The following is a 13553-nucleotide window of genomic DNA, read 5'->3' as shown; positions in this document are numbered from 1 at the left end:
GTTATTTTCTGTCGTATTTAAAGTACATGACTGATCCGTAAATAATATGACAAATCCCAAATCCGATAACCCAGAAATATAGGCCATATCCTGAAAATTCAACGGCCATAAGCCCTAAAATCACTTCGGTTATACCTAAATAGCGAACGTCTCTTAATGTGTATTTGCTGGCATTAACGCAAGCCAAACCATAAAAAATAAGTGTAATAGGAGCCACCAGTCCGTAATAACCATTTCGCAGCAACAGTATGGCAAAAATACCTCCGGTAATCAGTGGAATGAAAAAATTGATTAATAATCTTTTTGAAGAGGCATTCCATACTTCTTCGCCCATCTTTTTGGCTTTTTTTACTGTGAGTACATAGGAAGTGAATAAAGAGGCGAGAAGTACTATCATGGCTGTCAGCAGAATCAGTTTGAAAGTGCTGCTTTCAAGGGTAATATAGTTTTCCGTATGGTTTTCAATCAGATAATAAACATAGCCAGCTCCGACCAAAGCGTAGATTCCGGCCAAAACGCCAGACAAACCACTTAAAGAAATAAACTGTGTTGATTTGTTCATCAAATCTTTTATTTCCTTAATATCCTGCAAATAATCTTGAGTGTTCATATAAAGTACTTTGAAAAACAAAGTAAGTTATAATAATTGAATTGGACAAGTTTTTTTTAATGTTTTTGATGAGTGAAATTTTTAGATGGTATTATAAAAAAAACCGGCTAGAGCCGGTTTAAATTTTATTAAAATTTGTTGATTGTTTGTCTGATTGCAACCAGTTTGTCCATCAGGCCTTCAAATAAATCCAGGTGAAGCATGTTGGCTCCGTCACTTTTTGCATTTGCCGGATCAAAATGGGTTTCAATGAAAATTCCGTCCACACCCACAGCGATACCAGCTTTGGCAACCGTTTCAATCATTTCAGGGCGTCCTCCGGTTACACCAACCATTTGGTTAGGCTGTTGTAATGAATGGGTAACATCCAGAACGGTAGTAGCAAATTGCTGCATTGTCGGAATCCCGCGGTAATCCACAATCATATCCTGATATCCGAACATGGTTCCTCTGTCGGTTACCATAACGTTCTGATTGTTGCAGTCGATTACTTTCTGTACTGCGTGTTTCATGCTTTCTGGACTCATGAATTGTCCTTTCTTAAGATTTACGGTTTTTCCGGTATTTGCGGCAGCTACAACCAAATCGGTCTGGCGTACCAAAAAAGCCGGAATCTGAAGTACATCCACATATTCGGCAGCCATAGCTGCATCTTCATTGGTATGGATATCGGTTACGGTCGGTACACCGAATTCTTTGGATACTTTCTGAAGGATTTTTAGCGCCTTTTCGTCACCAATACCAGTGAAGCTGTCTATTCTGGAGCGGTTAGCTTTTTTAAACGACCCTTTAAAAACATAAGGGATTTTAAGTCTGTCGGTTACGGAAACCGCTCTTTCTGCAATTCGCATTGCCATTTCTTCTCCTTCAATGGCGCAGGGACCCGCCAACAAGAAAAAATTTCCGCTGTCTGTATGTTTGATCTGTGGTATGTTCTGTAAATTCATGATTGTATCTAAAAAAGTTGTACAAAGATATAATAAAAAAACCTTCTAATGAAGTCGTTAGAAGGTGTGAAATCTTATAAAAATCTTAAAGTTTTTATTGTTTATTCTGAAAATCTTTAATCTTGAAACCAACCGGGCACATTATTTTGCCTCTTTCGTAAATATTAAAATACAAACGAACCGGTTTGTTCTGACCTTCCCATTTAACTTCATAAATCGATAACAGTCCTCCGCCTATTTTGTTGTATTTTGTTGGAAAAGGGCAACAGGTTTCTACTTTTTCGTAGGTTACTTTTTCTCCTTTCGGACCGGTGATTCCATTGAAAAAATAACCAAGATACTGCTCTTCACTTTTTTCCTGGATAACGCCTATATTAATCGGATAGTCTTGGTTATAAGCGTATTTTTTTGAATCGGCATATTCTTTTAACTGAAAGGCACCATCTTTAACAGCTGGTTTAATAGCATTATTGTCAATGTTTTGTATGGTCGATTTCGTGCTGATACATGCCGTCAGACCAATAAAAAGCAGGTTTAGTAAAAAGACTTTTTTGAACATAATTATTGTGATTTTGTAAAAAATGCCATAATTGCCGAAAAACTAATTCCGAATGATAAATTGTCTGAAACTCCTTGAAGCATAGAGCTTCTTAAATTGAATCGTGCTGCAGCATCAATTGGATTTAATTTTCCGCTTTCTGTGTATAAAGCAATCGCTTTTTTGAAAAAGTCAGGCGCTATAAGTTCATAAGTCACATAACTCAATACAGGAACAAATAAAGTAGCCAGGACAATTACGAGACATCCAGAGATGAATCCTTGTTTCCACATCATTTTATTATTGAGGAAATTCTTTTTTTTATCCGTTTGTTCGAAATAAAAGAGCGGTATCAAAACCAAAACAATCAGAACTGAAAAAAAGACATGTCTTGAAATATTGCTATCAAAAAAGCCTAACGCTTTCTGAATGAATATCCATATAAAGGATACTATTACATAAACGATTGCCCATTTAATTTCAATACGGTAATTCTTCATTCGCTAGTTTTTTAATAGTCCAAAATTAAAGGTTTATTTCATTGTAACGAAAAATATGTAATGTTTGTTACACAAAATTTTTAAGCAATAATTACTTTTGCCAAAAATAAATTAACTATGTATTCATTTTACGGAACGTGGCCTTGGTATATTTCAGGGTTTTTGATAGGGGCAGTAATGCTCACCTTAATATTCTTCGGAAAGTCTTTTGGAATGTCTTCCAATTTAAGAACACTTTGTACTATGGCGGGAGCCGGTAAAAATGTGGATTTTTTCAAATTTGACTGGCGCGAGCAAAAATGGAATTTAGCCGTGGTTTTCGGAGCAATTCTGGGAGGCTTTTTTGCAGTTCACTTTTTAAGCGACGGAAGCGGCGTGCAACTAAATCCAAAAACCATTGAGCAATTGGCTGCTATGCATATCGAGGCGCCTAACGGAAAACTTGGTCCTGATACTTTATTTAGCTGGGAAGCGTTGCAAAATCCTAAAATGCTTGCTATTCTCTTCTTTGGTGGCTTGTTGATAGGTTTTGGTACCCGCTATGCCGGTGGTTGTACTTCCGGTCACGCTATTACCGGGTTAAGTAACCTTCAGAAACCGTCTTTAATTGCTGTTATCGGATTCTTTATTGGAGGGTTGGTTATGGCACATTTCATTTTACCATTAATTTTCTAAGAAATCATATGAAATTTTTCAATTTAATCAAGTTTGTTTTAGTAGGTTTCGTTTTCGGAATCGTATTGACTAAAGCAGAGGCCGTTTCATGGTACAGAATCTATGAAATGTTCCACTTCCAGTCGTTTCACATGTTCGGGATTATTGGTGTAGCCGTAGTTACTGGTGTAGTGGGTGTTCAGGCTATAAAAAGAAATAATCTTAAGGATATTAAAGGACTTCCTATTGTAATAACCGATAAGGAAAGAGGATTCGTTCGTTATGTTGTGGGCGGAATTTTGTTTGGTTTGGGATGGGCACTGGTTGGGTCATGTCCTGGGCCAATTTTCATTCTCCTTGGTGCAGGTTTTTACGGTATCATAATCGTTTTGGCAGGAGCTCTATTAGGAACTTATCTGTATGGCGTTTTCAAGGATAAGCTCCCTCATTAATATTGAGATTTACTTTTTTTAGGAGAAATATGTTGCGATAATCCTTAATTTATCCAAATTGTAGGAAAAAATTGTTTTTTAAGGGTGTTTTGTTATATTTGTTGCTTAACCTTAAAAAATAAAATATGAAAAAAATTAACATTTTATTCGTTTCTGCCTTAACTTTAGGCTTGTCATTCGCATCTTGTAATAATGATGATAATGGTGGTTCTTCTTCTTCAACTCCTTCACTTGAAGGAAAATGGATTATTGCCAAACAAGGAATGGTCATGGATGGACAGGAATCTCTAACTAATCATCAAAATGAATGTTCTACTAAAAAGGACTTCATGGAGTTAAAAAGCGGGGGAATCATAAAAGATGTATATTACCCTGAAGACTGTACAGCAGATATTACAAATGGATCATGGTCAAAAAACGGAAATAATGTAACAATCTCTTTTGAGGGAGAAGATCCTTTTACAGCTCAGATCGTAACTTTAAATGAGACAAATTTGAAAGTTAAATTTATAGATGCCGAAACTCAAATGACATTGGTTGCTGTTTTTAACAGAGGATAATTTGAATTTACGCACATATATAAATGAAAAGTCCCGAATAAAATTCGGGACTTTTTTATTGTATCTCAGCACTAAGGCCGGCGTCAAGCAGTTTGCTGCACTGCGGTTCCAATTCTTTATAAGAGCCTGATTTTACACCGCATTTACCGGTATAATGAACCAAAATCGCACATTGTTCTGCTTGTAAAGGTTCATGATCACATACATCTATCAGTGTATCAATCACATGATCGAATGTATTAACATCATCATTAAACAGAATAATTTCGTAATTAGAAGAAAGCAATTCTTCAATCGAAACCTTTTCCAGTACTTTTTCTTTTACACTCATAATCTAATTGTTAGATTGAAATTAACTACTAAATTACATATTTTAAAGCAACCCAATTATTCTTTTGGAACTTTTTAACATAAGTCAAACCTTTCTCAGTGCAAGAGGCATCGATAACCGGAATGTCTTCGTTGTAAAATCCGCTCAGCAATAAAAATCCGCCTTTGTTAAGACAGTTTACATACGTTTGCATATCGTTCAGCAAAATATTTCTGTTGATATTGGCAATGATCAAATCATATTTTTGTCCCTGATTCAACAGTGAAGCGTCGCCTTCATAAACCGAAATATGCTGGCAGTTGTTTCTTTCCGCATTTTCAATCGAATTCAGATAACACCAGTTGTCAATGTCAATCGCGTCAATCGGTTTGGCACCTTTCATTTCGGCTAAAATCGCTAAAATCGCAGTTCCGCAGCCCATGTCCAACGTTTTCATATCCGTCACATCCATTTCCAGAAGATGCTGGATCATCATGTGTGTAGTTTCATGATGCCCGGTACCAAAACTCATTTTTGGCTCAATGACGATATCATATTTAGCATCGGTTTTTTCATGGAATGGAGCGCGAACATGACAAACTCCGTCAACATCGATCGGATCAAAATTCTTTTCCCATTCTTCATTCCAGTTCACCTGCTCTATTTCTTCAAATGTGTATTCAATCTTAAATTCATCCGAATGTAAAATCTGAATATCATCCAAAATATGCTCGTTCCAAAGCGCTTTTTGTACGTAAGCCGAAATTCCGTTTTCGGTTTCTATGAAGCTCTCAAATGCTGTTTCACCCAATTCGGCCACTAAAATTTCCGAACCCAGTTCTTTAGGCTCCACTGTAAAATGGTACCCGATATATGCGTTTTCCATGATATTTTTTTTGCAAAGTTAGTAATTCCGAGCAGTCGGCAATATATAGCGGTGTTTGTTTCCTGTCGTTTTTTTATGTTTGGAAGGGAAAAGGGGGGATGATAATTGTCAGTTGATGTTCCTGGAAATCTGCTTAAGTTTGTATTAGTATACCTCGTGTTATGATTCTTACTAATAAAGTAAGTTTTTAGCTCAATATTATATTTCTTAAAATTCGTTAAAATGGGGTTTCAAAACTTTGTTTTTAAGTATCTTCGCGACAATTTGTAAAAACCGATTTCCGTCATGGATAAAAAAATATTTTCCTTCCTTTTTTCAACCCGTTTAATGGCTGTTTTGTTCATCGCTTTTGCTACAGCAATGGCAGCCGGAACCTTCATCGAAAGTGAATACAATACCGATACTGCCCGTATATTAGTGTACAATTCCAAATGGTTTGAAGTAATCATGGTGTTTTTTGTGATTAATTTTATTGGGAATATTAAGAGATATCAGTTGCTTCAATGGAAAAAATGGGCTTCATTATTGCTGCATTTGTCTTTTATCCTGATTATAGTAGGGGCCTTTATCACCCGTTATATAAGTTTTGAAGGCATGATGCCAATTCGGGAAGGGGAAGCGTCCAACCAGATTTTTTCCGACAGAGTATATCTGAATGTTTTTGTGGACGGAAATTATCAAGGAGAGTTGAAGCGCCGGACATTCGAGAAACAATTATTGATGTCGCCAATCACCGATAACCATTTTTCAATCGCTGAAAATTTTGACGAAATTCCTTTTGAAATTGAGTACAAGGATTTCATAATGGGGGCGAAAGAAGAGATTAAGGAAGATCCGCAAGGCGTTTTGTACTTAAAGATTGTGGAATCGGGGGATGGAACACGTCACGAACATTTTATCAAAGAAGGCGAAGTGCAAAATATCCATAACGTACTTTTTGCATTCAATAAATTCACGGAAGGCGCCATAAATATTACAAAAATAAGTGAGGCCTACACGATTCAGGCTCCTTTCGAAGGAAACTTTATGCGAATGGCTGACAAGTTTCAGGGGAAAGTGGTGGCAAACAAAGTGGAGGCTTTAATGTTACGCTCGCTATACAACATGGGCGGAACACAGTTTGTTATTCCGCAACCGGCCATAAAAGGGAAAATGGTGATGGAATCAAACGGCGATTATAAAGACCAGAAGACCGATGACGCTTTGGTAGTGACCATTAAAAACGAAGGAAAAGAGAAAGAGGTTACGCTTTTGGGATCCAAAGGAAAAATGGGAGAGCCGCAGTCGTTTAAATTAGGTAACCTGGAATATACCCTGATCTATGGAAGTAAAGTCTATGAAACCCCTTTTAAGATTAAACTGAATGATTTCGTTGCGTCCAAATATCCGGGAACAGAGAAAAGTTATTCAGCTTTCGAAAGTAAGGTAACGGTAGACGATGCGGAACAAAAAAATAAATTTGATGCTCGTATTTTTATGAACAATATTTTGGATTATAGAGGATATCGTTTCTTCCAGGCGTCTTTTGACCCGGATGAAAAAGGAACCGTTCTTTCTGTAAACCACGATTTCTGGGGAACCTGGATAACTTATGTTGGTTATTTCCTGTTGTTTGCCGGATTACTCGGAATCCTGTTTACCAAAGATTCCCGCTTCGGTGATTTAAAGGATAAACTTAAAAAGGTTAAAGATAAAAAAGCGGCTTTAACAACGATTATCGCGTTGGTTTTCAGCACGGGAATGATGGCACAACATCAGAACGAGCAGAAGATGCCGAACGAAAAACAAATCGATTCACTGATTTTAAGATACAAAGTTTCGGATGAACATGCGGCTAAATTCGGCAGGTTGATTGTTCAGGATCAGGGAGGACGTATGAAACCTCTCAATACGTTTTCATCGGAATTGTTGCGTAAAGTGAGCAAAAGCGATACCTATAAGGGAATGAATTCCGATCAGGTTTTCCTTTCTATGACGCAGTTTCCACAGGTTTGGTATAATGTACCGATCATATTTATAAAAAAAGGAAACGACAGTATTCATAATTTGATTGGTGCTGAAAAAGGGGCAAAATATGTTTCCTTGATGAAATTCTTTGATGACAGAGGAAATTATAAATTATCCCCATATTTGGATGAAGCTTATAAGGCACCAGTTCCTAATCAATTTCAGAAGGATTTCATGGAAACGGATAGAAAGGTAAATTTACTGTATTCGGCTTTAAGCGGACAGATTTTAAAAGTATTTCCTATTCCATTCGACAAAAACAACAAATGGGTCTCACACTTGGAACTCAACGAAGCGAAATTAACAGGAATTGATTCTTTGTTTACCAAAAATGTAATTCCGTTGTATTTGAATTCATTGGATGAAGTTCCGGTTAAAAAAGATTACAAAGCTGCCGAGATTTTCCTGGATGGATTAATCAAGTTTCAGCAGAAATACGGAAAAGAGGTTTATCCGAGTGAGGAGAAAATCGATTCGGAAATCATGTACAATAAGTACGATATTTTTAAGAAATTGTATTCGTGGTATATGATCGCCGGCGTTTTGATGTTCCTGTTTGTGATTATCAAGATTTTTAATTCGGGAAGAGTCATCAATACTTTGGTAAAAGTGAGCCACGTCCTTATCGCAATATTTTTCTTATTGCACACCATCGGGTTAATTGCACGTTGGTATATTTCCGGTCACGCACCATGGAGTGATGCATACGAATCGATGATTTATGTAGGATGGGCAACCATGCTTTTCGGTTTGGTCTTCGGAAGAAAATCGGAACTGACAGTAGCTTCAACAGCATTCGTAGCAGCGATGATTTTAATGATCGCTCACTGGAACTGGATGGATCCGGCCATTGCAAACCTGCAGCCGGTACTGAATTCATACTGGTTAATGATTCACGTGGCTGTTATTGTAGCGAGTTATGGGCCGTTTACCCTGGGAATGATTTTAGGAATCGTTTCATTGCTACTGATCTTGCTGACCAATAAAAAGAACAAAGAAAAAATGGATCTTAATATCAGGGAGATTACCATTATCAACGAAATGGCATTGACGGTAGGTTTGGTGATGCTGACAATCGGTAACTTCTTAGGCGGTCAGTGGGCTAACGAAAGTTGGGGGCGTTACTGGGGTTGGGATCCGAAAGAAACATGGGCCCTGATCAGTATCATGGTATATGCTTTTGTAATTCACATGCGATTCGTTCCGGCATTAAGAGGGAAGTGGATTTTCAACCTAATTAGTGTTTTTGCTTTTTATTCGATTATGATGACGTATTTCGGAGTGAATTTCTATTTAACAGGACTGCATTCTTATGCAAAAGGAGATAAAGTGGTGACACCGAATTTTGTTTATGTTTCAATTGTACTTGTTTCATTGCTCGGAATTGCTTCGTATTTTCAGTTCAGGAAATACTACAAGAAATAAAATGGAAAACCCATGATCAAAAGATTGTGGGTTTTTTGTTAACAAAAATTTACAGCTGTAAAGTATTTGAAAACCGTCAATTTGATTAATTTTATAAAAAATAGAACAAATGAAAAACTTAATTATAGCTATCGGCTTGTTGTTTATTCCGGTTTGTTATGGACAAAAACAAACTAATAAAACAACAGAAAAAGCAGAAAAAAACAAAATCATGAAACAGAATATTTATCAGTTTAAAGTAGAGGATATCGAAGGAAATACCTTTGATTTCGCTACCTTAAAAGGAAAGAAAATCATGGTGGTCAATACCGCTTCCGAATGTGGACTGACACCACAGTATGAGCAATTGCAGAAAATATATTCAACATATAAAGCCCTTGGTTTTGAAATTGTTGGTTTTCCGGCCAATAATTTTGGTGCCCAGGAACCGGGAAACAACAAAGAGATTAAATCATTCTGTACCAAGAATTATGGAGTCACTTTCCCAATGATGGCAAAAATTTCGGTTAAGGGAGACGATATGCATCCGTTGTACCATTTTTTGACCGAGAAAGCTAAAAACGGTTTGGAAGACAGTCAGGTGGAATGGAACTTCCAAAAATACCTGATTGACGAAAAAGGCGAACTTGTAAATGTAATCAGTCCAAGAGTGTTACCGGATAATCAGGAAATAGTCGATTGGATAAAAGGATAATGTCTTAATAAGACGATAAGAATGAAAAAAGCCAAAATTGAATAGTCAGTTTTGGCTTTTTTATTGTAGTGCCGATTTAAATTTCGGCCAAGTAATATATCATAAAATAAGTTCCACAAATACGGAATCCAGCCAACGGTCAAATTTAAAACCGGTTTCTTTAAGCTGTCCTGCTCTTTTAAAACCTTGTCGTTCATGAAAAGAAATACTCCCGGTGTTTTCGGAATCAATAACGCCAATCATCGCATGCATTTTCTGCAATCTCGCCATTTCGATTAATTCTTTCAGAAGGGTTGAGCCAATGCCATTTCCGGTATAATCCTTATGGACATATACAGAATGTTCAACAGTAAATTTATAAGCTTCCTTAAACCGGAATGGGCCATAGGTTCCGAAACCAACAATCTTGTCATTTTTTTCGGCAACAATAAAAGGAAAATTATGGTCGTTTTTGTCTTTGAAAACAGCTACCTGTTGTCCCAGAGTTCTGGGTTCGTAGTCATAAATTGAAGTTGAATTCAAAATCTCATGATTGACAATCTCCAAAACGGAAGCCATGTCTTCAACAGTTGCGGGACGGATGCTAATGCTCATTTTGATTGGTTTTACTTATCAAATTTAACGATAATAATGTACAACTCAAAAGAAAGAAGATTATATGTGGGTACTGGTAGGAAGTGGAGTTGTTTTCGAAAGAATAGAAATGGAAATGTTTTTAAAAAAAACGTAACTTTATGTATGACTTTTCAAACTAAAAATAATGTAATCAATTGGTTAAGTATTCTGTATTTTGCTGTGATTGCAATTTACAGCGTTTGTGTTTATTTAGATTTTCAGACATTTAAGGAGATCATTGGATTTTTTAGAATTCCGATTCTTATAGTTCTTTATTTTTATTCTTCTAAAGAATGGAATTATATATATTTTTTTGCTTTGCTTTTTTTTCAGGTCTCGGTGGTTTCTTTCAGAATTAATTCTGAAGCAAGTTTGTTGTATGGGGTTTTGGCTTCCGTTGTCTTTAAATTTTTGCTTTTTGTTTTGGTTTATAAGGCTGTCGATGAAAAAAAATGGACAATAATTATCATCACAGCATTGCCTATTTTGTTTGTGTACCTGTATCTGATTGACTTAGTAAAAGATTCACTTGGGGATGGGCATTATCCTTGGGTGATGAATGGATTTCTAACAGCATTCTTGGGAGGTTTAGCTGTGTCTGATTTTATTACTACAGCGAGTAAAAAGAGTTTTTGGCTGTTGATAAGCGCATTATTGTTTGTAGTACAGACGGGTCTTTTTTTTATCAATAAGTTTTATTTGAAGCAGCAGGTGTTTCTGCAACTGATCATTCTTTTTTATGGTATTTCACACTACACATTTTACAAATTCATGATTATGCATGAAGAAAAAGAAAATTCAACCAACAACCAATCAAAATAAAAATATTAAATACTTGGGTAAGGATGTTTTGTGACAAAAATAGTATAGATGTAAGAATATTTAACATTTAATCGCTATTTTTAATGTAAAAATGCTAAAGGAAGCGGAATTTGAAAAACATTACTAAAATATTACTGTTTATTTATTTTCTGAATCTTTTCCTGTTCAGCTTGTTTTCTTTGATGAGCATTGAGGAAATGACAGAAGTTTTTTGGTTTATCAGGATTCCGATTTTATTAATTCTGTACTTGGTAACTTCTGTAAAAAGAAACCCTCTTTATATCATTGGATTGGCTTTGTATCAATCCGCGTCCGTTTTTTTTTATTTTGATACGCCTCAGGCTTTTATTTATGCGACTTTTTCATCCATGCTTTTTAAATTGTCTATGGTTTTGCTGATTTTAGGCCTGGTTACCCGAGAAAACTATAAAGCCGTAAGTATAGCTTTTATTCCTTTCTTTGTTATCTATCTCTATATAATCGAAATTGTTGTATCATTTCTGGGCGATACTTATTATATATGGATTTTAAATGCTTTTTTGACTTCGTTTATCGGAGGAGTTGCCATTATCAACTATGTAAATAATTCGGGGCGAAAAAACTTCTGGCTGCTCATTAGTTCCATTTTGTTTATCATTCAGATAGCTGCATTTTTCATCAATAAATTTTATATTAAAAACGAAGGGATTTATCAAATGGTGATTTTGTCTTACGGTATTTCACATTATACTTTCTATAAATTCATGATGATGCATGAAGAAGAAAAACTGCTTTCCAGATAAGAAGACTTTGTGTTTTTCCAGCATCTTAATATTTGTATCTTTGTGACTTAGCAGTCTTAAAAATGATTTACCCAAAAATACCTTTAGCTCAAAGTTTAATCGAAATCTGCAAAGCTAAAGATCTTCACGATGTTGTAATTTCACCAGGATCCAGAAACGCCCCGTTAACCATTGGGTTTGCCAGTAATCCCGAATTTAATTGTTATAGTATTGCCGACGAACGTTGTGCCGCTTTTTTCGCAATGGGAATGGCACAGCAAAAGCAAAAACCGGTGGCTCTAGTCTGTACGTCTGGATCTGCATTGCTTAATTATTACCCGGCCGTAGCGGAAGCGTTTTACAGTCAGATTCCATTGGTTGTGATTTCCGCCGACCGTCCTAAAAGTAAAATCGACATTGGTGACGGACAAACCATTCGTCAGGAAAATGTATTTCAAAACCATATTCTTTTCAGTGCCAATTTAAGTGAAGAAGCTTCAGAAGAAAACGATCTGAAAATCAATCAAGCCATTAATGAAGCAATAATTCAAAAAGGTCCGGTTCATATTAATGCACCTTTTGAAGAGCCTTTATACGAAACGGTCAGAGAGCTTTCGGTACAACCGGTTGTTGTTGATTGTCAAAAAGACGAAAAGCAATTGTCAAATCTGGACGTTTTCGTAAATCAATGGAATACTGCTAAAAAGAAACTGATTCTTATCGGTGTAAATAATCCAAATGAAATCGATGTAGCGGTTTTAAATCAGTTGGCAAATGATCCTTCAGTTGTAGTTATGACCGAAGTGACTTCGAATGTGCATCATCCGGATTTTATCCCCAACATAGATACCATTATCACGCCTTTTACCGATGAAGATTTCAAAGCTTTTCAGCCTGAAATTCTGGTTTCAATTGGCGGAATGATAGTTTCAAAACGAATCAAAGCATTTATTCGGAAGTACAAGCCCAATGAACATTGGCATGTTGATACGCACAGGGCTTATGATACTTTCGGTTGTCTGACACAGCATTTTGAAGTGAGTCCGAATGTGTTTTTCAATGAATTTCTTTCCAAGGTGAATCCAACGGAAAGTGATTACCGACAGATGGCAATGGATTTAAAAGCGATGCGAAAACAAATGCACAATAAGTATCTTAAAACGATTCCGTTTTCGGATATGAAGGTATTTGAAAAAATTCTTCCGATGCTGCCAGAGAACAGTCAGCTGCAAATAAGCAACAGTTCGCCAATTCGTTATGCCCAGCTGTTTGATATTCATCCAAGCATAGAAGTTTTTTGTAACCGAGGAACGAGTGGTATTGACGGAAGTACAACTACAGCGATTGGAGCGGCTTTGGCGTCCGGAAAACCTACGGTCATGATTACCGGTGATGTGAGTTTCTTTTACGACAGCAATGCGCTTTGGAACAGTTATATTACGCAAAATTTCAAAATCATCCTTATTAACAATCATGGAGGGGGAATTTTCAGGATTTTGCCCGGACACCAGGAAACAGCTGTTTTCAATACTTTCTTTGAAACATCACATGCATTAACCGCAGAACATCTGGCAAAAATGTACGGTTTCGACTATTTCAAATGCGGTAATGAATCAGAATTGAACGTTGAAATGAAAATGTTTTCGGCAGCCGAAAAACCGTCGATAATTGAAATTTTCACTCCAACTGAAATTAACAACCAAGTGTTGTTGAATTATTTTAAAAATTTAGTGACGGAAGAAATTTATAAGTAATGCCGGAAAATTAAAGAT

At 36.3% G+C, this 13553-nt stretch carries 15 protein-coding genes; 8 read left to right on the top strand and 7 right to left on the bottom strand.

Annotation, left to right across the window (positions count from 1 at the left end; translation table 11 throughout):
* Nucleotide 1: 1 nt before the first annotated feature.
* The 4 genes from FEDK69T_RS08975 to FEDK69T_RS08960 form a co-directional block, all read right to left on the bottom strand.
* Nucleotides 2-610 (bottom strand): hypothetical protein, encoded by a 609-nt coding sequence (locus tag FEDK69T_RS08975; protein WP_023573836.1) that lies wholly within the window; start codon nt 608-610, stop codon nt 2-4.
* Between the two features lie 128 nt (nt 611-738).
* On the bottom strand, nt 739-1557 hold the full coding sequence (gene kdsA / locus FEDK69T_RS08970; protein WP_023573835.1) for a 3-deoxy-8-phosphooctulonate synthase: 819 nt from the start codon (nt 1555-1557) through the stop codon (nt 739-741).
* Between the two features lie 94 nt (nt 1558-1651).
* Nucleotides 1652-2116: a hypothetical protein gene (locus FEDK69T_RS08965; RefSeq protein WP_023573834.1), complete on the bottom strand. Its 465-nt coding sequence runs from the start codon at nt 2114-2116 to the stop codon at nt 1652-1654.
* 2 nt (nt 2117-2118) lie between these two features.
* Nucleotides 2119-2595: a DUF4199 domain-containing protein gene (locus tag FEDK69T_RS08960; RefSeq protein ID WP_023573833.1), complete on the bottom strand. Its 477-nt coding sequence runs from the start codon at nt 2593-2595 to the stop codon at nt 2119-2121.
* Nucleotides 2596-2712: 117 nt separating this feature from the next.
* Between FEDK69T_RS08960 and FEDK69T_RS08955 the strand changes: the two genes are divergently transcribed.
* From FEDK69T_RS08955 to FEDK69T_RS08945, 3 genes are all read left to right on the top strand, one after another.
* On the top strand, nt 2713-3270 hold the full coding sequence (locus FEDK69T_RS08955) for a YeeE/YedE family protein (RefSeq protein WP_023573832.1): 558 nt from the start codon (nt 2713-2715) through the stop codon (nt 3268-3270).
* An 8-nt stretch (nt 3271-3278) separates the two neighbouring features.
* On the top strand, nt 3279-3701 hold the full coding sequence (locus FEDK69T_RS08950) for a DUF6691 family protein (protein ID WP_023573831.1): 423 nt from the start codon (nt 3279-3281) through the stop codon (nt 3699-3701).
* Between the two features lie 125 nt (nt 3702-3826).
* Nucleotides 3827-4261 carry a lipocalin-like domain-containing protein gene (locus tag FEDK69T_RS08945; protein ID WP_023573830.1) on the top strand — a complete coding sequence of 145 codons (435 nt, stop codon included), beginning with the start codon at nt 3827-3829 and terminating at the stop codon, nt 4259-4261.
* A 55-nt stretch (nt 4262-4316) separates the two neighbouring features.
* Here FEDK69T_RS08945 and FEDK69T_RS08940 read toward each other — a convergent pair whose 3' ends face one another.
* Together FEDK69T_RS08940 and prmA are read right to left on the bottom strand one after the other, a co-directional pair.
* On the bottom strand, nt 4317-4592 hold the full coding sequence (locus FEDK69T_RS08940; protein WP_023573829.1) for an ATP-dependent Clp protease adaptor ClpS: 276 nt from the start codon (nt 4590-4592) through the stop codon (nt 4317-4319).
* Between the two features lie 28 nt (nt 4593-4620).
* A complete protein-coding gene (gene prmA, locus FEDK69T_RS08935; protein ID WP_023573828.1) occupies nt 4621-5457 on the bottom strand; it encodes a 50S ribosomal protein L11 methyltransferase in 837 nt (278 codons plus the stop codon).
* A 285-nt stretch (nt 5458-5742) separates the two neighbouring features.
* Between prmA and ccsA the strand changes: the two genes are divergently transcribed.
* Nucleotides 5743-8889 (top strand): cytochrome c biogenesis protein CcsA, encoded by a 3147-nt coding sequence (gene ccsA / locus FEDK69T_RS08930; RefSeq protein WP_035630579.1) that lies wholly within the window; start codon nt 5743-5745, stop codon nt 8887-8889.
* Nucleotides 8890-8998: 109 nt separating this feature from the next.
* Nucleotides 8999-9583 carry a glutathione peroxidase gene (locus FEDK69T_RS08925; RefSeq protein ID WP_023573825.1) on the top strand — a complete coding sequence of 195 codons (585 nt, stop codon included), beginning with the start codon at nt 8999-9001 and terminating at the stop codon, nt 9581-9583.
* A 99-nt stretch (nt 9584-9682) separates the two neighbouring features.
* On the opposite strand, the gene FEDK69T_RS08920 is transcribed toward FEDK69T_RS08925, so the two are convergent.
* Nucleotides 9683-10177, bottom strand: coding sequence for a GNAT family N-acetyltransferase (locus FEDK69T_RS08920; RefSeq protein WP_035630580.1), 495 nt, complete (start codon nt 10175-10177; stop codon nt 9683-9685).
* 144 nt (nt 10178-10321) lie between these two features.
* Between FEDK69T_RS08920 and FEDK69T_RS08915 the strand changes: the two genes are divergently transcribed.
* The 3 genes from FEDK69T_RS08915 (at nt 10322) to menD (ending at nt 13535) form a co-directional block, all read left to right on the top strand.
* Nucleotides 10322-11020, top strand: a complete 699-nt coding sequence (locus FEDK69T_RS08915; RefSeq protein ID WP_035630582.1) for a hypothetical protein — start codon at nt 10322-10324, stop codon at nt 11018-11020.
* Between the two features lie 110 nt (nt 11021-11130).
* Nucleotides 11131-11802: a hypothetical protein gene (locus FEDK69T_RS08910; RefSeq protein ID WP_035630584.1), complete on the top strand. Its 672-nt coding sequence runs from the start codon at nt 11131-11133 to the stop codon at nt 11800-11802.
* A gap of 62 nt (nt 11803-11864) precedes the next feature.
* On the top strand, nt 11865-13535 hold the full coding sequence (menD, locus tag FEDK69T_RS08905) for a 2-succinyl-5-enolpyruvyl-6-hydroxy-3-cyclohexene-1-carboxylic-acid synthase (RefSeq protein WP_023573821.1): 1671 nt from the start codon (nt 11865-11867) through the stop codon (nt 13533-13535).
* The last annotated feature ends 18 nt before the right edge of the window (nt 13536-13553 follow it).

The sequence above is a fragment of the Flavobacterium enshiense DK69 genome, assembly GCF_000498495.1.
Taxonomy (GTDB): Bacteria; Bacteroidota; Bacteroidia; order Flavobacteriales; family Flavobacteriaceae; genus Flavobacterium; species Flavobacterium enshiense.
Note: the sequence above shows the minus strand (reverse complement) of the source record. Positions and strands in the feature narration are given on the sequence as shown.